The sequence below is a fragment of the Pseudomonas sp. Marseille-Q5117 genome, assembly GCF_946901175.1.
Lineage (GTDB): Bacteria > Pseudomonadota > Gammaproteobacteria > Pseudomonadales > Pseudomonadaceae > Aquipseudomonas > Aquipseudomonas iranensis.
This window is the reverse complement of record NZ_CAMPPP010000015.1, coordinates 91,496-113,005: the sequence shown is the minus strand read 5'-3', so window position 1 is coordinate 113,005 and position 21,510 is coordinate 91,496. Positions and strand designations below refer to the sequence as shown.

The following is a 21,510-nucleotide window of genomic DNA, read 5'->3' as shown; positions in this document are numbered from 1 at the left end:
CTTACAAATCGCCGAAGAAACGCTTCACACCATCGAACCAACCAGTGGTTTTCGGCGAGTGGCTGTTGTCGTCGGCCAGGGAGCTGCGGAATTCTTCCAGCAGTTCACGCTGACGACGGTTGAGGTTGACCGGCGTTTCCACAGCGACACGACACATCAGGTCGCCGGCACCGCCGCCACGCACTGGCGCAACGCCCTTGCCGCGTACGCGGAACTGCTTGCCGGTCTGCGTGCCTTCAGGAATTTTCAGTTTGACCCGACCGTCGAGGGTCGGAATCTCCAGCTCGCCGCCCAGTGCAGCGTCGACGAAGCTGATCGGCACTTCGCAGAACAGATGCTTGCCGTCACGCTGGAAGATGTCGTGTTCGCGCACGTTGATCACAACGTACAGGTCGCCAGTCGGCCCGCCTTGGGTACCCGCCTCGCCTTCGCCGGACAGACGAATGCGGTCGCCAGTATCAACACCGGCAGGCACTTTGACCGACAGGGTTTTGTACTCTTCGACACGACCGTCGCCGTGGCAGGAGTCGCACGGATCGGAAATGATCTTGCCCTGGCCATGGCAGCGCGGACAGGTCTGCTGCACCGAGAAGAAGCCCTGCTGCATGCGCACCTGACCGATGCCGCCGCAGGTCGGGCACGTCGTCGGCGACGAGCCTTTCTTGGCGCCGGAGCCATCGCACGGTTTGCAGTTGACCAGTGTCGGAACGCGGATATTCACCGACGTACCGCGCACCGCTTCTTCCAGATTCAGCTCCAGGGTGTAGCGCAGATCGCTGCCACGCTGAGCGCCGCCACGGGCACCGCCGCGACCGCCACCGAAGAAATCACTGAAGACATCGCCGAAGATGTCCGAGAAGTTCTGGCCACCGAAGCCGGCACCGCCGCCGCCCATGCTCGGATCAACGCCGGCATGACCGTACTGATCGTATGCCGCGCGCTTGCTGGCGTCGGACAACACTTCATAGGCCTCGTTGGCCTCTTTGAATGCTTCTTCCGAAGCTTTGTCGCCGGGATTACGGTCGGGGTGGTGCTTCATGGCCAGACGGCGATAGGCCTTCTTCAGGTCCGCTTCGCTCGTGCCCCGCTCGACACCCAATACTTCGTAATAGTCACGCTTTGCCATAAGTTCTTTGCACTCTTAAGGACGTTCGGCAAACCCCTCCTGAGCCTCGCCAAACTCGTTGAGCCCCCATTAAGGCCCGGACCCAACTCACGTCAATTCAACGATCCTGGTCTTGATTGATGCGGTATCTGCGGCGCGAAAAGCAGGAGCATTCCCGGCCATACCGCCAGCATCCGAACGGTGTCGCATGCTGTAAAAATTCGCGTATTCCAGATACGCCAACGCGGGAGGCAAGCTCCCGCGCGGCGACATCCTACCAGTCACCGCCGCAAGGCAGTCAACCGGGCGACCAACAACTTACTTGTGGTCTTTGACTTCTTCGAACTCGGCATCGACAACGTCGTCAGCCTTCTCAGCCGATTCGCCTTGCGGGGCCGCGCCATCAGCTGGCTGAGCCTGTTCGGCGTACATCTTCTGAGCAACCGGAGCGGAGACTTTCGACAGCTCTTCAACCTTGGCTTCGATGGCAGCCTTGTCGTCGCCTTTGACGGCGGCTTCAAGCGCAACCACTGCAGCTTCGATTGCAGTCTTCTCTTCGGCGGTGACCTTGTCGCCCGCGTCAGCGACCATCTTGCGAGTCGAGTGCACCAGTGCGTCACCCTGGTTACGGGCAGCGGCCAGCTCTTCGAACTTGCGGTCTTCCTCGGCATTCGCCTCGGCGTCACGCACCATGCGCTCGATTTCTTCGTCGGACAGACCGGAGTTGGCCTTGATCACGATCGACTGGGTCTTGCCGGTAGCCTTGTCTTTCGCGCCAACGTGCAGGATGCCGTTGGCGTCGATGTCGAAGGTCACTTCGATCTGCGGCACGCCACGTGGAGCTGGTGGAATGTCGGCCAGGTCGAACTTGCCCAGCGATTTATTCTGTGCGGCTTGCTTGCGCTCACCCTGCAGAACGTGAATGGTCACAGCGCCCTGGTTGTCGTCGGCAGTCGAGAACACTTGCGATTTCTTGGTAGGAATCGTGGTGTTTTTCTCGATCAGCGCGGTCATCACGCCACCCATGGTTTCGATACCCAGGGTCAGCGGGCTGACGTCGAGCAGCAGAACGTCTTTCACGTCACCGGCCAGAACAGCGCCCTGAATCGCAGCACCCATGGCAACGGCTTCGTCCGGGTTGACGTCTTTACGCGCTTCTTTACCGAAGAAATCGGTAACCAGCTTCTGTACCAGCGGCATACGAGTCTGACCACCGACCAGAATCACGTCGTTGATCGCGCTGACGTCGATACCGGCGTCTTTCATGGCAATGCGGCAAGGTTCGATGGTGCGCTGAACCAGGTCTTCAACCAGTGCTTCGAGCTTGGCACGCGAGATTTTCACGTTCAGGTGCTTAGGACCGGTCGCGTCTGCAGTGATGTACGGCAGGTTGACGTCGGTCGACTGAGCGGACGACAGCTCGATCTTGGCTTTCTCAGCGGCTTCTTTCAGACGCTGCATCGCCAGCGGGTCACCTTTGAGGTTCATGCCGCTTTCTTTCTTGAATTCGTCAACGAGGTAGTCGATCAGACGAATGTCGAAGTCTTCACCACCGAGGAAGGTGTCACCGTTGGTGGCCAACACTTCGAACTGGTGCTCGCCGTCAACTTCAGCGATTTCGATCACGGATACGTCGAAGGTACCGCCACCCAGGTCATAAACGATCACGGTGTGATCGCCCTTGGCCTTGTCCATACCGTAAGCCAGAGCAGCTGCGGTTGGCTCGTTGATGATACGTTTTACGTCCAGACCAGCGATGCGGCCGGCGTCTTTGGTGGCCTGACGCTGGCTGTCGTTGAAGTAGGCCGGAACGGTGATCACCGCTTCGGTCACTGCCTCGCCGAGGTAGTCTTCGGCGGTCTTCTTCATCTTCTTCAGAATTTCAGCCGAGATTTGTGGCGGTGCCATTTTCTGGCCGTTCACTTCTACCCAGGCGTCGTTGTTGTCAGCCTTGACGATCTTGTAAGGGACCATCTGGATGTCTTTCTGCACAACTTCTTCGTCGAAACGACGACCGATCAGACGCTTTACCGCGTACAGGGTGTTGTGCGGGTTGGTTACAGCCTGACGCTTGGCCGACTGACCTACCAGAATTTCGCCATCGTTGGCGTAAGCGATGATCGACGGCGTGGTACGCGCGCCTTCAGCGTTTTCAATAACTTTGGCTTTGCCGTTTTCCAGCACGGAGACGCAGGAGTTGGTAGTCCCCAGGTCGATACCGATAATTTTGCCCATGTTCACTCTCCCGAAACTTTGGATTTTGTTGCTGCAGCAGTGGTGGCTGACTGCGGTAGCACTTAAACGCTTGACTTCTAAATGGGGGCCTTGCGGCTAATTTCAAGCCTGCTCGTCAATCGAAGGCGAAACCGGTGCCGGCGCCTTGCTGACCACGACCATCGCCGGGCGCAGCAGGCGACCATTGAGCTGGTAGCCCTTCTGGAAAACCTTCAACACGCTGTTCGGCTCGACGTCGGCACTTTCCTGCATGGCCATCGCCTGATGGTGAACGGCGTTGAACGGTTCGCCATGCGGATCGATCGCTTCAAGCTGGTAGCGCTTGAGGGTGTCGTGGAACATTTTCAGGGTCAGCTCGATGCCTTCGCGCATCGGGCGGATGCTTTCGTCGTCCGGGCTCGACAGCTCGAGGCCGCGCTCCAGGCTGTCAACGATCGGCAACAGGTCGCTGGCAAATTTCTCAAGGGCAAACTTGTGCGCCTTCTCGACGTCCTGCTCGGCACGGCGGCGAACGTTCTGCAGATCGGCAGCAACACGCAGAGACTGATCCTGCGCGGCGGCCAATTGCTCTTCGAGCACTTGCACACGGGTCGCCAGGTCGTCACCCGAACCTTCGGGCGCCTGATTGGCATCTGGGTTTTGCGTATCTACTGTCTGTTCGTCAGCCATAGAATTCTCCTTTCAATTTCGTCCGCGAGCCTGACTCGCGCTTCTGCCCCGATATATGGGGCCGCAAAATCAGGCTTCAAGGGCTGGAATCGATTGTCCTTACAAAAAAGTGCTGATTGATCATTCTTGAATGCGCTAAGAAAACTTTTCGTTCAAGCAAATCGAGCTAAGGGAGGGCATTGTCAGGCCTGAACAAAACACTGTATAAATAACCAGACCTCAAGCCTGGGAGCGGCCTTTATGCTGGTGCACCTGTCCGTACACAACTACGCCATCGTTGAACATCTCGATCTCGAACTTGATCGCGGGATGAGCGTGATCACAGGGGAAACCGGCGCCGGCAAGTCGATCATGCTCGACGCCCTGGGCCTCACCCTCGGCGATCGCGCCGACAGCGGCGTGGTACGCCCGGGTGCCGACAAGGCCGACATTCTCGCCACCTTCGATCTGGCTGACATTCCTGAAGCCAGCGCCTGGCTGGCCGAGCGCGATCTGGAAAACGACGGGCCGTGCATTCTGCGCCGGGTCATCACCTCGGAAGGTCGTTCGCGCGGTTATATCAACGGCACGCCCTGCCCGCTTGGCGACCTCAAAGCCCTCGGCGAGCTGCTGATCGATATCCACAGCCAGCATGAACATCAATCCCTGCTGAAAACTGATACTCATCGCCGCTTGCTCGACGAGTACGCCGGCGCTACCGACCTGGCGCGTCAGGTACAACTTGCCGCGCAGCGCTGGCGCCAGACTCGCCAAGAACTGGAGCGCCTCTCCAACTCCGGCGACGAACAGCGCGCACGTCATCAACTGCTCAGCTATCAGCTCGAAGAACTGGAAAACCTCGGCCTCGGCGAAAACGAACTGGAACAGCTGGAGCAGGAACACAAGAACCTCACCAACGCCGAAACCTTGCTGGGCATTTGCCGGCAAGTGGTCGAGCAATGCAGCGAAAGCGACTCCGGGAATGTGCTGAATGCGCTGACCGCCAGCCTCAATCGCCTGTCCAGCGTGAACAGTTCGGTGGGTGCGCTGGGTGAAGCCAGCAGTCTGCTGACCAGCGCACAGATTCAGGTAGAAGAAGCAGTCGGCGAGCTCAATCGCTTCCTCGACAATTTCGATGCCGACCCGGCTCGGCTGCAATACTTGGAAGAGCGCCTCGACGCGATCTACACACTGGCGCGCAAACACCGGATTCAACCGACCGAAGTCGGCGAGATGCAGCAGAAGCTGCTCGATGAAATCGAAACCCTCAACGCCAACGATGAATCCATCGAGCGCCTGGGTGAAGAACTGGCGTCCTATGCCCGCCACTATCAGGAGAAAGCGCGCGAGCTGAGCGACCTTCGTCATCAAGCCGCCGGCAGCCTCGCCAGTGCGGTAGAGCAGGAAATCCAGCGCCTGGGCATGCCCGGCGGCCGCTTCACCATCGAACTGAAAGCCAACAGCAGCGACGAGTTGCTGCCGAACGGGCTGGAACAGGTCGAACTGCTGGTCAGCGCCAACCCCGGCCAACCGCTCAAGGCACTGGCAAAAGTCGCCTCCGGTGGTGAGCTGTCGCGGATCAGTCTGGCGATTCAGGTCATTACCGCCCAGACCTCCCGCGTGCCCACGCTGGTGTTCGACGAAGTGGACGTAGGTATTGGCGGTCCGACTGCCGAGATTGTCGGCCAGTTACTGCGCCGTCTCGGTGATCGCGGCCAGGTCCTGACCGTGACGCACTTGCCGCAAGTGGCGGCGCAAGGGCATCAGCATCTGTTCGTGCACAAGGTCCGCGACGAGAAGGCGACTCACACCGCCGTCGCCAAGCTCACAAAGAACGAGCGCATCGAAGAAGTCGCGCGCATGCTCGGCGGCATCGATCTGACCAAGGAATCCCTGGCTCACGCGAAAAAAATGGTGGTGACCGCCAAGGCGTAACAAATAGTAGAAAGCACGAAGGCGACCCTTGGGTCGCCTTCGTTCGTTTCGCGAATGTGAAATTCGCGCGACATGCTTACTTTTTCTTGCGTACGTACAGCACCAGGTTGTGATCAACCATTTCGAAGCCATGCTTCTCGACGATCGATTTCTGAAGTTTTTCGATTTCTTCGTCGAAGAATTCGATCACTTCACCCGATTCCACGTTGACCATATGGTCGTGGTGGCCACCGTCAGCCAGTTCGAAGACCGCGTGGCCGCCGTCGAAGTTGTGGCGGACCACGAGGCCGGCCGCTTCGAACTGGGTCAGTACACGGTAAACCGTGGCCAGACCAACGTCCTCACCAGCTTCCATCAACGCCTTGTAGACGTCCTCGGCACTCATGTGGCGCTGCTCGGTAGAGTCGAGCATTTGCAGGATCTTGACCCGTGGCAGGGTCACTTTGAGGCCGGCTTTGCGTAGTTCGCTATTTTCAACCATGGTCAGCTTTCTCGCGATGCTGCTTCGCAGCTTCTCTTAATGCGGGTATGATCGGCGTTTACGTTGTCCCAGCCAAGATAGTGGAAGTCGCCCACCGATGCAAAACACCAAGCTCTTGCTAACTAGTTTCACCTTTGTGGGACTGCTCGCACTCGCCGGTTGTTCATTCCCCGGGGTTTACAAAATCGACATCCAGCAGGGCAATGTCGTCACGCAGGACATGATAGACCAGTTACGCCCGGGAATGACCCGGCCGCAAGTACGGTTTATCATGGGCAACCCTCTGCTTGCCGACACGTTCCATGCCGATCGCTGGGATTATCTGTACAGCCTGCAACCGGGTGGCGGTGAACGCCAGCAGGAACGAATCAGCGTTATCTTCAATTCCAACGACCAGCTTGTCAGCCTGTCCGGTGACTTCATGCCCGGCGTGAGCCGTGACGAAGCCATTCTCGGCAAGGACAGCGGTACTACCGTGACCGCGCCGGCTGAAAACACCGACAAGCCAGAAGCTGAGAAGCCAGCCAAACCAGGCTCCTTGCTGGATCAGATCCAGAAGGACGTCGATGGTGTGGAAACCGTACCGGTTCCGACACCAGAGCCGCTGGACACCTCGCCGCAGTAATAGGCGAGGCAATAAAAAACCCGGACATTCCGGGTTTTTTATTGCCTGCCGTTTGGTCTGATCAAGAATTGCGTGCTTTGGCCTCGGCAGCCTTGGCCGCGCGCAAGCGTCGAACTTCTTTGGGATCAGCCAGCAGCGGTCGATAAATTTCGATCCGGTCGCCCGCCTGAACAGGGCGCGAATCCGCGTCAGCCACGACCTTGCCAAAAATCCCCAGCGGGCACTGCGCCAGATTCAACTCAGGAAACTCGGCCACGATGCCCGATGCGTGCACCGCCGCCCGAACACAAACGCCCTCAGCAACGCTGATCGTACGCAGAACCTGGCGATCAACCGCCGCGTACACGACTTCTATCTCGATCACCGGCTTAACCATGCATCTGCTTGGCGCGCTGACAGAAAGCATCCACCAGCTGGTTAGCCGCCTGATTGAACAGCGGGCCCAACGTAGCGCGCACCAACGGCCCGGCATAATCGAACGACAGATCCAGACTGATCTTGCAGGCCTTTTCATTCAGTGCCTTGAATACCCAGATGCCGTGCAACTGAGTGAACGGGCCTTCTTCAAGATTCATCTCGATCGACTGCCCCGGCACCAGCGTATTGCGCGTGACGAAATGCTGACTGAGGCCGCCCTTCGCTACGCCGACACTGGCGCGCATGTGTTCCGGGGAGCTTTCCAGCACTTCAGCCTCCGAGCACCACGGCAGAAACTCCGGGTACCGCGCGACGTCGTTGACCAGGTCGTAGAGAAATTGCGCCGGGTACGGCAGGAGCGCGGATCGTTGGATATGTGTCGTCATGTAAGCGTTACTTCCAGAGCTGAGCGGCAAAGACTACAAGAATGCCGATAGGCGCCACGTAGCGCATCAAGAACAGGGACAGGGCAAATAGAACCGGGTTACGGATGGACAATTCATCCCGCACCGCTTCACGCCCCATTACCCATCCCGCGAACAGCACGAAACACAAGCCACCAAGGGGCAACATGATCCGCGAGGTGAAGAAATCGATCACGCCGAAGAAGTCGAGACCGCTCTGCGCACCCCATTGATAGAGGCTGAACGCCCCGCCTTCGTTCACGAAAAACTTGGCTTCCTTCCAGATATTGAAAGAAAAAACCGTACCCAGACCAACGAACCAGCAGGTGAACGCAAGCCAGAACGTCACCCAGATGCGGCTGATTTTAGTGCGCTCAACCAGGTAAGCCACCATCGGTTCGAGTAGCGAAATAGCCGAACTCCAGGCAGCCACCGCGACCAGCACAAAGAACACCACGCCCATCAACTGGCCGAAAAAGACGTTACCAAAAGCAAACGGCAGGCTGACGAACATCAGCCCCGGGCCTTCGCTTGGGTTCAGGCCGGCAGCAAATACAATTGGAAACAGCGCCAGACCGGCCACCAGCGATACGAAAGTATCCAGCAGCGCAACGCCGACCACCGTGCCCGACAGCGAGGTGTTCTTCGGCATGTAGGCGCCGTAGATCATGATGGAGCCGACGCCGACGCTCAGCGAAAAGAACGCGTGCCCCATCGCTGGCAGCAGGCCGTCGAGGACTTTTTCCGGGTGGAAGTCGAACATGAAATGCACGCCTTCCATGAAATGCCCGGTGGTCATGCTGTAGCCCAGCAGCACCAGAATCATCACGAACAGCAGCGGCATCATGATTCGCAGGCTGCGTTCAAGCCCGGCGACCACGCCTTTGGCGATCACGAAGGCCGACAGCAGCATGAAAATCGTGTGCCAAAGTGTCAGGCGCCATGGATTGGAGATGACATTGCCGAAATAGGCGCCGACCTGATCGGCCGTCGCGCCCTGGAAATCGCCACGGCCCATGTCGACGATGTAATCCAGCGACCAGCCGCCGACCACACTGTAGAAAGAAAGAATCAGCAGGGCCGTGATCATCCCGGCAAACGCGCCCCACGACCATTTCGCCGAGTGCCCGGCTTCCAGTGCCAACACCTTCAGGGCATTCGCCGGACTTTGCCGGGCGCGCCGGCCGATCAGGGTTTCCGCGAGCATGACCGGGACACCGATGAGCGCGATGCACGCCAGGAACATCAGCACAAAGGCACCGCCGCCGTAGACCCCGACCATGTAGGGGAACTTCCAGATACTACCCAGTCCCACGGCCGAACCGGTCGCGGCGAGTATGAATACCCAGCGGCTAGCCCAACTGCCGTGGACAGAAACCTTGTCTGTCGACATCGTTTATCACGCCCAAGCGTTAGAAAAAGAGGCCGCATTGTCCGGGATTCACTCAACCTGCTCAAGCACGCAGCAACACCGTAGCCGACAGCCGAACAACTCCATATAATGCCGCCCCTATGGCTAAACAGAAGAAACACCCAACAGGGACCATCGCGCAGAACAAAAAGGCGCGACACGATTACTTCATCGAGCACAAGTTCGAGGCTGGTCTGGTCCTGGCCGGCTGGGAAGTAAAAAGTCTGCGGGCGAGCAAGTTGCAGCTGGTCGACAGCTATGTGCTGCTCAAGGATGGCGAAGCATGGTTGCTCGGCAGCCACATCACGCCGTTGATGACCGCAAGCACTCACGTCATCGCCGACCCGGTGCGCACACGCAAACTGCTGCTCAACCGCCGCGAGCTGGACAAGCTCGCCGCCGCCGTGCAGCAAAAGGGTTACGCCTGCGTCTGCCTGTCCTGGTACTGGAGCAAGCACATGGTCAAGTGCGAAATCGCTCTGGGCAAGGGCAAGAAGGAATACGACAAGCGCGACACCGAGCGCGAGCGCGATGCCGGGCGTGAATTGCAGCGTGCGGTGCGCAACAAGGGCAAGGAAGATTAGTTTTCCACCCTGATCGTTCCCACGCTCTGCGTGGGAATGCATCCCGTGACGCTCCGCGTCACAACGCGGACGCAGAGCGTCCATTGCTGTATTCCACGCAGAGCGTGGGAACGATCGTTTGCAGAACTAACTGACTACATCCCCTTGCGCCGCTCCGCCCGAGCCATGCGCTGCACCTCCTGACGTACCTCTTCCAGCACTTCCTGCACATACAGAATATGTCGGCTGGACACTTCCCGCGCCTGCTCGGCGCGCCCTTCGATAATCGCCAGATACAATTCCCGATGCTGCGAGATCAGCATGTCGCGGGTTTCCGTGCGCTGTTTGTACATGCCGCCAATGTTGGTCACGACGTTGCGCTTGAGCAGATCGAACAAGCCGCGAATCGTATGCAGCAACACCGCATTGTGACTGGCCTCGGCAATCGCCAGATGAAACTTCGCATCCGCCGCGCCCTCTTCCGCCCGGCTGACTTCTTCATGGCGCGAGTAGCAATCCTGCAGCTCTTCGAACGCAGCGGTCAGGCGCTCGCGATCAACATCGGTGGCGCGTAATGCGGCGTAGTAGGCGCACGATGCCTCCAGGGTGTGCCGGAATTCGAGCAAATCACGTTGCGCTTCGGGATTGCTTTCAAGCAATTGCAACAGCGGATCGCTGAACGTCGAGCCCAGGCCTTCCACCACATAATTGCCGCCGCCCTGGCGACTGACCAGCAAACCTTTGGCCGCCAGTTTCTGAATCGCCTCGCGCAATGACGGGCGTGATACGCCAAATTGTTCGGCCAGCGTTCGCTCGGCCGGCAACCGCTCGCCCGACTTAAGCGTGCCCTCAAGGATCATCCCTTCGAGGCGCTCGACAATATCGTCAGACAAACGGCGCTGACGTATCTGATCAAAGCCCATAACTCATTTCTCCACGATCCCGACCGCTCGCCGGGGTGTCTATTCTGGCCTATCCGCGCGCCGCCGACACCTGCCAGACACCACTTCGCCAAAGCGGATCAGTTGCGCTCTGCACCGCATCTTCGACGAAAGTTTCAGAGCGGCAAATTGACACACCGCCACCAAGGCTTTTACCCTAGCCAACAGCGCTTGTAAATTGGTCTTACCAATTATCCAAGATCGCTCACAGTGCCTGACCAACAACAATTAGGGGCCACCCCACCATGCAAACCTGGCAACAGCTCTACAGTCCGCTCGGCAGCCTTGGCGTCTCCGCTCTCGCGGCCGTCATTCCCATCGTGTTCTTCTTTCTCGCGCTGGCGGTGTTCCGCCTCAAAGGCCATGTGGCCGGCAGCATCACCCTCGCACTTTCGATTGCCGTAGCGATATTCGCCTTCCAGATGCCAGTGGACATGGCGTTCGCCGCCGCTGGTTATGGTTTCGCTTATGGTCTGTGGCCGATTGCCTGGATCATTGTCGCGGCGGTGTTCCTCTACAAACTGACGGTGAAAAGCGGTCAGTTCGAGGTCATCCGCAGCTCGGTCCTGTCGATCACCGATGACCAGCGCTTGCAGGTGCTGCTGATCGGTTTCTGCTTCGGCGCATTTCTGGAAGGTGCCGCCGGTTTCGGCGCGCCGGTAGCGATTACTGCCGCACTCCTTGTAGGACTGGGCTTAAACCCGCTGTACGCCGCCGGCCTGTGCCTGATCGCCAACACCGCTCCGGTGGCGTTCGGCGCGCTGGGGATTCCGATCATCGTGGCGGGCCAGGTCACTGGCATCGACGCCTTCAAGATCGGCGCCATGACCGGTCGCCAGCTGCCACTGCTGTCGCTGTTCGTGCCGTTCTGGCTGGTGTTCATGATGGACGGCCTGCGCGGTGTGCGCGAAACCTGGCCGGCCGCGCTGGTGGCAGGCTTGAGTTTCGCCATCACCCAATACTTCACTTCCAACTTCATCGGCCCGGAACTGCCGGACATCACCTCGGCACTGGCCAGCCTGATTTCCCTGACCCTGTTCCTCAAGGTCTGGCAACCACGTCGCGCCGCCGGCCAGCACATCGTTGGCGCCGTGTCCGCTTCAGTGGTCAGCGCCAGCGTCGGCGGTTTCGGCCAGAAGCGCACCACCGTCGCTTCGCCCTACAGCCTCGGGGAAATTTTCAAGGCGTGGTCGCCATTCCTGATCCTCACTGTGCTGGTGACGATCTGGACGCTGAAGCCTTTCAAAGCCATGTTCGCTGCCGGCGGCTCGATGTACAGCTGGGTGTTCAACTTCGCGATTCCGCACCTTGATCAACTGGTGATCAAGACTGCGCCGATCGTGGCCAATCCGACTGCCATTCCAGCGGTGTTCAAACTCGACCCGATTTCCGCCACCGGAACGGCGATTTTCTTCTCCGCGCTGATTTCGATGCTGGTACTGAAGATCAATTTCAAAACTGGTCTGACCACTTTGAAAGAGACCTTCTACGAACTGCGCTGGCCAATCCTGTCGATCGGCATGGTGCTGGCGTTCGCCTTTGTCACCAACTACTCCGGCATGTCGTCGACCATGGCCCTGGTGCTGGCGGGTACTGGCGCCGCGTTCCCGTTCTTCTCGCCGTTCCTCGGTTGGCTGGGCGTGTTCCTCACCGGTTCAGATACGTCGTCGAACGCGCTGTTCAGTTCGTTGCAAGCGACCACCGCCCACCAGATCGGCGTCAATGACACCTTGCTGGTGGCGGCCAATACCAGCGGCGGCGTGACCGGCAAGATGATCTCGCCGCAATCGATCGCCGTGGCCTGCGCCGCGACCGGTCTGGTCGGCAAGGAATCGGATCTGTTCCGCTTCACCCTCAAGCACAGCCTATTCTTTGCAACGATTGTCGGTTTGATCACCCTGGCTCAGGCCTACTGGTTCACCGGCATGCTGGTGCACTAAACCTACAAAAAAGACGGAAATAACCGACGCCGGCCCGTGATCCGGCGTCAGCAATTCACCACCGGGTCTGTAAGGCTGCTGAAAGCAATGCGCTTTATATTCGGCAGCCGCAGCAGACGGATAACCGGGCCCACCCGGAGACACGCCTGATGAGCGAGCTTTTTTACAACGCCGTGCCGAACGCGACCCGCGTGGCACCGCCACTGCCCGAACCTCGGCAATACCCCAGCGAGAAACCGTCGCGGGTCTACCTGTTCGGCACGTGTGTGGTCGACCTGTTCTACCCCGAAGCCGGGATGGACGCGATCCATCTGCTGGAGCGCGAAGGGATCCGGGTCGAGTATCCGCAAGGGCAGAGTTGCTGCGGCCAACCGGCCTACACCTCGGGTTACACCGAGCAGGCGCGGACGGTAGCGCGCTCGCAATTGGCGTTGTTTGCCGGGGATTATCCGGTGGTTGTGCCCTCGGGTTCCTGCGCCGGCATGCTGCGTGAGCATTACGCCGACTTGTTCAAGGACGAGCCGGAAACGTTGAAACGGGTGCAGGCCCTTGCGGCTCGCACTTATGAACTGGCCGAGTTTCTGCTGTTCGTCTGCAAGGTGCAGCTCAAGGACGGCGGCGAACCGGTGAAAGTCGCGCTGCACACCTCGTGTTCGGCACGCCGCGAAATGAACACCCACCTGCACGGCCGCGAGTTGTTGGCGCAGTTGAGCAATGTGGAACGGGTCAATCACGACCACGAAAGCGAATGCTGTGGCTTCGGTGGGACATTCAGCGTCCGTATGCCAGACATTTCCGGCGCGATGGTGGCTGACAAGACCCGCGCACTGAAGGAGTCCGGCGCGCACAAGGTACTGAGTGCCGACTGCGGCTGTTTGATGAACATCAACGGCGCTCTGGAGAAACAGCAGCAAGCGTTGCGCGGGCAACATCTGGCGAGCTTCCTCTGGCAGCGAACCGGAGGTGCGCAATGAGCACCTCGACGATTATTCCTACGGTCGCCGTAGAAGAAGATTTCCGCACCCGGGCACACAATGCCCTGGGTGATCAGCAGCTGCGGAACAACTTCCGCACTGCCATGGATTCACTGATGACCAAGCGGGCAGCGGCTTTCAGCGATGCCCACGAAAGAGAACACTTGCGCGCACTGGGCAATTCGATCAAGGCCCGCGCGCTGTCCAAGTTGCCCGACCTGCTCGAGCAACTGGAACAGAACCTGACCCGCAACGGTGTGACAGTGCACTGGGCGGAAACGGTGGACGAGGCCAATGGCATCGTCTTATCGATCATCCGCGCTCACGAGGCGCGGCAAGTGATCAAGGGCAAATCGATGGTCAGCGAAGAGATGGAGATGAACCATTTCCTCGAGGCTCGGGACATTGAATGTCTGGAGTCCGACATGGGGGAGTACATCGTCCAGCTCGACCACGAGAAGCCTTCACACATCATTATGCCGGCGATCCACAAGAATGCCGGTCAGGTCGCGTCCTTGTTCCACGACAAACTTGGCGTGGAATACACCAAGGACGTTGACCAACTCATCCAGATCGGTCGCAGGGTCCTGCGGCAGAAATTCTTCGAAGCCGACATCGGCGTCTCCGGCGTCAACTTCGCCATCGCCGAAACCGGCACCCTGCTGCTGGTGGAAAACGAAGGCAACGGGCGCATGACCACCACCGTTCCCCCGGTGCACATCGCCGTCACCGGCATCGAAAAAGTCGTGGAAAACCTGCGCGACGTGGTGCCGCTGCTGTCATTGCTGACGCGCTCGGCGCTGGGCATTCCGATCACCACTTACGTCAACATGATCTCCGGCCCGCGCAAGGAACACGAACTCGATGGCCCGCAGGAAGTGCATCTGGTCCTGCTCGACAACGGTCGCAGCCAGGCCTTCGCCGACAGTGAATTGCGCCAGACCCTGAACTGCATCCGCTGCGGCGCCTGCATGAATCACTGCCCGGTGTACACCCGCGTCGGCGGACACACCTATGGCGAGGTCTACCCAGGCCCGATCGGCAAGATCATCACCCCGCATATGGTCGGCCTGGCCAAGGTCCCGGACCACCCGAGCGCGTCCTCACTGTGCGGCGCCTGCGGTGAAGTCTGCCCGGTGAAGATTCCGATCCCGGCGATCCTGCGCCGTCTGCGTGAGGAAAACGTCAAAGCTGCGGACGCGCCGAATCAGGTGATGCGCGGTCAGGGCAGCAAGTATTCGCGCAAGGAGCGCTTCATCTGGAACGCCTGGGCCAGACTCAATAGCTCGCCGACGCTGTACCGCTTGTTCGCTTTTTTCGCCACGCGCCTGCGCGCCCTTACGCCGAGCAACGTCGGCCCATGGACGCAAAACCACAGCGCGCCAAAACCGGCCGCGCGTTCGTTGCATGACATGGCCCGCGAGCATCTGGCCAAACAGGGAGAGCGTTGATGAGCGCCAAGCAAAATATCCTCGGCAAGCTGCGGAAAAGTCTGACCGGCACCACGCCAATTGCCGACAACTTCGATGTCGATCTGGTCACCCAGCCCTACACCTACAGCGCTGAGCAACGCATCCCGCAACTGCGCAAACTGATGGAGGCGGTGCACACCGAAATCCACCTGACCTCGGGCGCGGAGTGGCCGGCATTACTGGCGCAACTGCTGCGCGACCGCCAATTGCCGAGCCTGCTGATCGCACCGACCACACCGCACGGGCAACGCATCGCACGGCACTGGGCGAACAATCCCGAACTGCCAGCACTGAAGTCCTACGACCGGCCAATGGAAGCGTGGAAAGCCGAGCTGTTCAACGACACCCCGGCCAGCCTCACCGGCACCCTCGGTGCGATCGCCGCGACCGGCAGCCTGATTATCTGGCCTACCCGTGAGGAACCGCGCTTGATGAGTCTGGTGCCACCGGTGCACTTCGCCCTGCTCAAGGCCAGCGAAATCCGCGACAACTTCTATCAGGTGCAACAGGAATTCGAATGGGCGCAAGGCATGCCGACCAATGCGCTGCTGGTCTCCGGCCCGTCGAAAACCGCCGATATTGAACAGGTGCTGGCGTATGGCGCGCATGGCCCGAAAGATCTGGTCGTGCTGATTCTGGAGGATCAATGAGTCTTCCTGCTGCTTTCCTGCGTGATGCCGAGCGACTGATTCCGCCAGAGCGGCGCTTCGACGATCCGCTGTCGACCCTGGCCTTTGGCACCGACGCCAGTTTCTATCGACTGATCCCGAAACTGGTGATCCGCGTCGAGTCTGAAGACGAAGTGGTGGCGCTGCTGCAACTGGCCCAGCGCGACAAGGTGCCGGTGACCTTCCGCGCTGCCGGCACCAGCCTGTCCGGGCAGGCGATCAGCGACTCGGTGCTGATCGTGCTTGGGGATAACTGGAATGCCCGCGAGATTCGCGGCCAGGGCACGCAGATCCGCCTGCAACCGGGCGTGATCGGCGCGCAGGCCAATGCCTGGCTGGCACCGTTCGGGCGCAAGATCGGCCCGGACCCGGCGTCGATCAATGCCTGCAAGATCGGCGGCATCGTCGCCAACAACGCCAGCGGCATGTGCTGCGGCACCGCGCAGAATACCTATCACACCTTGGCCGGAATTCGCTTGGTGCTGGCCGACGGCACGCGGCTCGACAGCGAAGACCCTGCCAGCGTCGCGGCATTTCGCTCAAGCCACGGAGAACTGCTCGAACGCTTGGCGACTTTAGGCCGCGAGACCCGCGCCAACGCCGAGCTGGCCGCGAGAATTCGCCACAAATACCGTCTGAAAAATACCACCGGCCTGTCGCTCAACGCCCTGGTGGATTTCGACGAGCCTGTGGATATCCTGAGCCACCTGCTGGTCGGCTCCGAAGGCACGCTCGGCTTCATCAGCGCGGTGACTTACGACACCGTCATCGATCACCCGAACAAGGCCTCGGCGCTGATCGTGTTCCCCGATGTCGAAACCTGCTGCAACGCGGTGACCGTGCTGAAAAGCCAACCGGTATCCGCCGTGGAACTGCTCGACCGACGCAGTCTGCGCTCGGTGCAGGACAAAAAAGGCATGCCCGCTTTCGTACAGCTTCTGTCGGAAAATGCCTGCGCGCTGCTCATCGAATCCCGCGCCGCTTCGTCGACATTGCTGCAGGAACAACTGGCGCAAATCATGGCGTCCCTGCGCGATTTCCCCATTGAGAAGCAGGTCGACTTCACTGAAGACCCGGTGGAAAACGCCCGCCTCTGGGCCATCCGCAAAGACACCTTCCCCGCCGTCGGCGCCGTGCGCAAAACCGGCACCACAGTAATCATCGAAGACGTGACTTTCCCGGTCGAACAACTGGCCATCGGCGTCAATCGCCTGATCGAGCTGTTCGACAAACATGCCTACGACGAAGCGATACTTTTCGGACACGCACTGGAAGGCAATCTGCACTTCGTCTTCACCCAAGGCTTCAACAGCCCGGAAGAAATCGCACGCTACCAAGCGTTCATGGACGACGTCGCGCAACTGGTCGCGGTGGAATTCGGCGGCTCGCTGAAAGCCGAACACGGCACCGGCCGCAACATGGCGCCGTTCGTGGAACTGGAATGGGGCAGCGACGCCTATCAACTGATGTGGCAGCTCAAACGCCTGCTCGACCCCAACGGCATTCTCAATCCGGACGTGGTGCTCAGCGAAGATCCGCAGATCCATCTCAAGCACCTGAAACCGCTGCCGGCCGCTGACGAGATTGTGGATAAGTGCATCGAGTGCGGTTTCTGCGAACCGGTCTGCCCATCGAAAGGCCTGACCCTGAGCCCGCGCCAGCGCATCGTGATCTGGCGTGATATCCAGGCGAAAAAGCGCGCCGGCGTCGACACCACCGAACTGGAAAAAGCCTTCGACTACCAAGGCATCGACACCTGCGCCGCGACGGGCCTGTGTGCACAACGCTGCCCTGTAGGCATCAATACCGGCGAACTGGTGAAAAAGCTCCGTGGCCGACACGCCACGCATCAAAAAACCGCTGACTGGATCGAAGGAAATTTCGCCAAAACCTTGCAAGGCGCACGCTTCCCGCTGCACGTCGCCAACGGCGCGCGAATGATGCTCGGCGCGCCGCGTCTGGCAACGTTGTCGGCGACGCTGACGCGCTTGTCCAAAGGCCAGGTGCCGCTGTGGACCAACGCCATGCCACAGCCGGAAAAAGCCATTCGCTTCAGCCCGAGCGTGGCCGACGAGCGCCCGCGCGTGGTTTATCTGGCGGCGTGCGTCTCGCGGGTCATGGGCCCGGCGGCGGGCGACAAAGAACAAATGTCGCTGTACGACAAAACCCGTGGCCTGCTGGAAAAGGCCGGTTACCAGATCGTCTTTCCCGACAACCAGGACAACCTCTGCTGCGGTCAGCCGTTCGCCTCCAAAGGCTACGCCGAACAGGCCGAGCACAAACGCCAGGAACTGATCAGCGCCCTGCTCCACGCCAGTCGCGGCGGCCTCGACCCGATCTATTGCGACACCAGCCCGTGTACATTGCGACTGGTTCAGGACATCGGCGAAACACGACTGGATCTGTACGATCCGGTGCGCTTCATCCGTACGCATCTGCTGAATCGTCTGGACTTCACACCCCAGGAAGCGCCGATTGCCGTGCACGTGACCTGCAGCACTCAGCACTTGGGCGAAAGCCAGGCGCTGATCGATCTGGCGCGCAAATGCAGCAACACCGTGGTGATTCCCGAAGGCATACATTGCTGCGGATTTGCCGGCGACAAAGGCTTCACCACACCGGAGCTGAACAGCCATTCGCTGCGTACGCTCAAGGACGCCGTGCAGCACTGCAGCGAGGGCATTTCCACCAGCCGCACCTGCGAAATCGGCCTGACCCAGCACGGTGGCATCGACTACCACGGGCTGGTTTATCTGGTCGATCGGGTGACACAGGCCAAAGTCTGCTGAACAAAAATCAGAACCCTTGAGCGAGGCGGTAGTCCACTGCACATGCCCCGGACCATTCGGGGCCTGTTCACGGTCAGCGAAGTCTGAACCCTCAGTTCAAGGAGATACACATGAACCGCTCTGTAATGTTAGGTCTGTTTGTCACTGCCTCGATGATGGCGTCCACTTCGTTCGCCGCTGAAAAACCCGCCGATTTGTGCGATGCCAATCTGCAGAGAATCGATAGCGCCAAGACTCAATACCAGACGTCACCGGATCTGAATGCGCGCGTCTCGGCCAGTGTCAGCAAAGCCCGCGCCCTGAAAGCACAAGGCAAGATTGACGACTGCCTCGCTGAAACCCAGCAAACCCTGCTGGACATTCAAAACGCTACCGGTGACACCAAAAAATGACTCATGCGCCGACCTTTTACAGGTCGGCTGCATCGGCACTTGGTCGACCGATCTGGCCATTTGACATTCGTTGCAAATAAAACCGAATTCCTGCGCAGCGAAGCGGTCAACCAAACAGGTCCTATACTGACCTCGCTTGTCTTGACCTCGGCATCGCGGCCAGACCGTCCGGCAGCACCGAGCCCCCATCGTTCAAGGAGATACCCATGAAGCATTCTGCAATTGCTGGATTGTTTATCACTGGTGCACTTCTGGCCTCGCCGGTGTTCGCGGCCGACAAAGACCTTTGTGCCGGGAATCTTCAAAGCATCAAAGACTTCGTCACCAGCCAGCCGTCCCTTCCTGAAAGCTCCATGAATAACATCAAGGAAGCACAGGAAAAAGCCACTGCGGCCCAGGCGTCCGGCAACGACAAGGAATGCATCGAGGTTACCAACGGCATCATCAGCAAGATGCAGATCCGTAACCCGACGCGTAACTGATGTCGCGCAGGCCAACCTTCGGGTTGGCCTGCCAAGCGTTTTGACGTACACTGTGCACGCTTGTTGCCCGAACAGATTCACCGGGCAATGAGTTCGGGGCCGTTTAGGATTCGACGCCGGTTGCGAAACTCTAGGTGCATGCCGACTTGGTAACAGAAGTCGTAAATCCACTGTTGCAACTACTTATAGTTGCCAATGACGACCAATACGGTGTTGCTCTCGCTGCTTAATTGCAGCTGACAATGCTCCTGGTACCTTCGGGTCCAGCAATCATCAGGGGATGTCTGTAAACCCGAAATGATTGTCATATAGAACAGAATCGCCGTGCAGTACGTTGTGGACGAAGCGGCTAAAACTTACACAACTCGCCCAAAGCACCCTGCCCGTCGGGTCGCTGAGGGTTAACTTAATAGACACGGCTACGCATGTAGTACCGACAGCGGAGTACTGGCGGACGGGGGTTCAAATCCCCCCGGCTCCACCACTTCATCATCTAAAGACGTCCACGGACGTCTTTTTTTGTGTCTGAAATCCAGTGAATACAGGGGTTTCGGCGCCTTTGGGGTCTTTGGAGAGTTTCTGAGTTCCAGGCGCTTTGGTATCCCAGGTGGTATCCCAGACTACCAAATGCTATTTTCAGGATACCAAAACGGTGCTGGAGGTAGCCCCCATGCCTACTAACGCACCCCGCCTCTCCGATCGCCAGCTCAAGGCGGTCAAGGCAACTGGTAAAGACTTCGTCCTCAGCGACGGCGATGGCTTGCAGCTTCGAGTACGCGCCAGCGGCTCGATGATGTGGAATTTCAATTATCGGGAGCCGTTGACCAGAAGCCGTCTTAATATGGCGCTCGGTCCATACCCCGACCTCTCATTAGCGAATGCTCGGAAGAAAGCAGTCGAGGCGCGAGAGCTACTTGCTCAAGGCATTGATCCCAAAGCCCAGCGCGATGAGCAAAGGCAAGCCAGATTGGCTGAGACCGAACACACCTTCGAGAAGATAGCCACCGCCTGGTTCGAACTGAAGAAAGACTCAGTGACGCCAGCGTATGCCGAGGACATTTGGCGTTCACTCACGCTGCATGTTTTTCCGAGCATGAAATCGACGCCGCTTTCTGAAGTCAGTGCTCCTATGGTGATCAAGCTCCTTCGCCCGATTGAGGCCAAAGGCAGCCTCGAAACAGTGAAGCGGCTGAGCCAACGACTCAACGAGATCATGACCTACGGGGTCAATTCAGGACTTATCTTTGCGAACCCCCTCAGTGGCATTCGGGCGGTGTTCAAGAAACCCAGGAAAGAGAACATGGCCGCGCTACGACCTGACGAGCTTCCGGAGCTCATGATGGAAATCGCGAATGCCAGCATCAAGCGAGTCACGCGCTGTCTGATCGAATGGCAGTTGCACACGATGACCCGCCCTGTCGAGGCAGCCACCACTCGGTGGGCAGACATCGATTTCGACAAACGCATTTGGACCATCCCACCGGAGCGCATGAAAAAGCGTCGCCCGCATACCATCCCGCTGACTGAACAGGCACTCGCGTTACTGGAGACACTCAAGGCCCATAGCGGCCACAGAGAGTACGTGTTCCCGGCAGATAGAAACCCGCGCACCCACGCCAACAGTCAGACTGCCAACATGGCGTTGAAACGCATGGGCTTCCAGGACCGCTTGGTCAGCCACGGCATGCGCTCCATGGCCAGCACCATCCTGAACGAACATGGGTGGGATCCAGAGCTGATCGAAGTCGCGCTGGCGCATGTCGACAAGGACGAAGTCCGAAGTGCTTACAACCGAGCTGACTACATCGAACGCCGGCGTCCGATGATGGCCTGGTGGAGTGAGCACATCCAGAAATCGGCCACCGGCAGCCTGTCGGCATCTGCCATCAATCTAACCAGGAACCGCAACGTCGTGCCGATACGCTAAGCGCTCACCGGACGCCGCCGGTAACCGAAAATGACTCCCCAGATAGAGTGATGGTTGATTTGGCGACAGCGGCGACACCGGCGACAACCCGCGTAATACCT

At 59.1% G+C, this 21,510-nt stretch carries 19 protein-coding genes and 1 other RNA gene; 12 read left to right on the top strand and 8 right to left on the bottom strand.

The window, feature by feature from the left end; all coding sequences use genetic code 11:
- Position 1: 1 nt before the first annotated feature.
- The 3 genes from dnaJ to grpE all read right to left on the bottom strand — a co-directional run bounded on the left by dnaJ (position 2) and on the right by grpE (position 4,009).
- On the bottom strand, positions 2–1,126 hold the full coding sequence (gene dnaJ, locus OC605_RS21550; RefSeq protein WP_016771767.1) for a molecular chaperone DnaJ: 1,125 nt from the start codon (positions 1,124–1,126) through the stop codon (positions 2–4).
- A 297-nt stretch (positions 1,127–1,423) separates the two neighbouring features.
- The gene (dnaK, locus tag OC605_RS21545) at positions 1,424–3,340 is read right to left on the bottom strand and encodes a molecular chaperone DnaK (protein ID WP_024011565.1); all 1,917 of its coding nucleotides are present in this window, start codon (positions 3,338–3,340) and stop codon (positions 1,424–1,426) included.
- A 102-nt stretch (positions 3,341–3,442) separates the two neighbouring features.
- Positions 3,443–4,009, bottom strand: coding sequence for a nucleotide exchange factor GrpE (grpE, locus tag OC605_RS21540; protein ID WP_039759570.1), 567 nt, complete (start codon positions 4,007–4,009; stop codon positions 3,443–3,445).
- Between the two features lie 240 nt (positions 4,010–4,249).
- On the opposite strand from grpE, the gene recN reads away from it, so the two are divergent.
- Positions 4,250–5,923 carry a DNA repair protein RecN gene (gene recN / locus OC605_RS21535; RefSeq protein ID WP_016771769.1) on the top strand — a complete coding sequence of 558 codons (1,674 nt, stop codon included), beginning with the start codon at positions 4,250–4,252 and terminating at the stop codon, positions 5,921–5,923.
- A gap of 76 nt (positions 5,924–5,999) precedes the next feature.
- Here recN and fur read toward each other — a convergent pair whose 3' ends face one another.
- On the bottom strand, positions 6,000–6,404 hold the full coding sequence (gene fur, locus OC605_RS21530; RefSeq protein WP_016771770.1) for a ferric iron uptake transcriptional regulator: 405 nt from the start codon (positions 6,402–6,404) through the stop codon (positions 6,000–6,002).
- A gap of 97 nt (positions 6,405–6,501) precedes the next feature.
- Between fur and OC605_RS21525 the strand changes: the two genes are divergently transcribed.
- Positions 6,502–7,029, top strand: a complete 528-nt coding sequence (locus tag OC605_RS21525) for an outer membrane protein assembly factor BamE (RefSeq protein WP_110603496.1) — start codon at positions 6,502–6,504, stop codon at positions 7,027–7,029.
- A gap of 61 nt (positions 7,030–7,090) precedes the next feature.
- Here OC605_RS21525 and OC605_RS21520 read toward each other — a convergent pair whose 3' ends face one another.
- From OC605_RS21520 to OC605_RS21510, 3 genes are read right to left on the bottom strand one after another with little or no spacing between them, the layout of a single operon-like run.
- Positions 7,091–7,405 (bottom strand): RnfH family protein, encoded by a 315-nt coding sequence (locus OC605_RS21520; protein WP_262139370.1) that lies wholly within the window; start codon positions 7,403–7,405, stop codon positions 7,091–7,093.
- Positions 7,398–7,832, bottom strand: a complete 435-nt coding sequence (locus OC605_RS21515; protein WP_016771773.1) for a type II toxin-antitoxin system RatA family toxin — start codon at positions 7,830–7,832, stop codon at positions 7,398–7,400. The genes OC605_RS21520 and OC605_RS21515 overlap by 8 nt, the downstream gene beginning before the upstream one ends.
- A 7-nt stretch (positions 7,833–7,839) precedes the next feature.
- Positions 7,840–9,243 (bottom strand): sodium-dependent transporter, encoded by a 1,404-nt coding sequence (locus tag OC605_RS21510; protein ID WP_016771774.1) that lies wholly within the window; start codon positions 9,241–9,243, stop codon positions 7,840–7,842.
- A 119-nt stretch (positions 9,244–9,362) separates the two neighbouring features.
- On the opposite strand from OC605_RS21510, the gene smpB reads away from it, so the two are divergent.
- Complete coding sequence (gene smpB / locus OC605_RS21505; RefSeq protein ID WP_007953781.1) at positions 9,363–9,845, top strand: SsrA-binding protein SmpB; 483 nt, start codon at positions 9,363–9,365, stop codon at positions 9,843–9,845.
- Positions 9,846–9,979: 134 nt separating this feature from the next.
- Here the strand turns inward: smpB and OC605_RS21500 are convergent, their stop codons facing one another.
- Positions 9,980–10,747 carry an FCD domain-containing protein gene (locus tag OC605_RS21500; RefSeq protein ID WP_016771775.1) on the bottom strand — a complete coding sequence of 256 codons (768 nt, stop codon included), beginning with the start codon at positions 10,745–10,747 and terminating at the stop codon, positions 9,980–9,982.
- 263 nt (positions 10,748–11,010) lie between these two features.
- Between OC605_RS21500 and OC605_RS21495 the strand changes: the two genes are divergently transcribed.
- The 9 genes from OC605_RS21495 to OC605_RS21455 all read left to right on the top strand — a co-directional run bounded on the left by OC605_RS21495 (position 11,011) and on the right by OC605_RS21455 (position 21,409).
- Complete coding sequence (locus OC605_RS21495; protein ID WP_262139365.1) at positions 11,011–12,705, top strand: lactate permease LctP family transporter; 1,695 nt, start codon at positions 11,011–11,013, stop codon at positions 12,703–12,705.
- 149 nt (positions 12,706–12,854) lie between these two features.
- Entirely contained in the window at positions 12,855–13,679 is an 825-nt protein-coding gene (locus tag OC605_RS21490; protein ID WP_262139363.1) for a (Fe-S)-binding protein, read from the top strand.
- Entirely contained in the window at positions 13,676–15,130 is a 1,455-nt protein-coding gene (locus OC605_RS21485; RefSeq protein ID WP_262139361.1) for a LutB/LldF family L-lactate oxidation iron-sulfur protein, read from the top strand. Before OC605_RS21490 ends, OC605_RS21485 begins: the two co-directional genes overlap by 4 nt.
- A complete protein-coding gene (locus OC605_RS21480; RefSeq protein ID WP_262139359.1) occupies positions 15,130–15,801 on the top strand; it encodes a lactate utilization protein C in 672 nt (223 codons plus the stop codon). The genes OC605_RS21485 and OC605_RS21480 overlap by 1 nt, the downstream gene beginning before the upstream one ends.
- Positions 15,798–18,608 (top strand): FAD-binding and (Fe-S)-binding domain-containing protein, encoded by a 2,811-nt coding sequence (locus OC605_RS21475; protein WP_262139357.1) that lies wholly within the window; start codon positions 15,798–15,800, stop codon positions 18,606–18,608. The genes OC605_RS21480 and OC605_RS21475 overlap by 4 nt, the downstream gene beginning before the upstream one ends.
- A 110-nt stretch (positions 18,609–18,718) precedes the next feature.
- Positions 18,719–19,000, top strand: a complete 282-nt coding sequence (locus OC605_RS21470; RefSeq protein ID WP_016771780.1) for a hypothetical protein — start codon at positions 18,719–18,721, stop codon at positions 18,998–19,000.
- 206 nt (positions 19,001–19,206) lie between these two features.
- Positions 19,207–19,482 (top strand): hypothetical protein, encoded by a 276-nt coding sequence (locus OC605_RS21465; protein ID WP_016771781.1) that lies wholly within the window; start codon positions 19,207–19,209, stop codon positions 19,480–19,482.
- A 95-nt stretch (positions 19,483–19,577) separates the two neighbouring features.
- Positions 19,578–19,966, top strand: a transfer-messenger RNA (tmRNA) gene (ssrA, locus tag OC605_RS21460).
- A 186-nt stretch (positions 19,967–20,152) separates the two neighbouring features.
- Entirely contained in the window at positions 20,153–21,409 is a 1,257-nt protein-coding gene (locus tag OC605_RS21455) for an integrase domain-containing protein (protein WP_262139354.1), read from the top strand.
- Positions 21,410–21,510 lie beyond the last annotated feature (101 nt).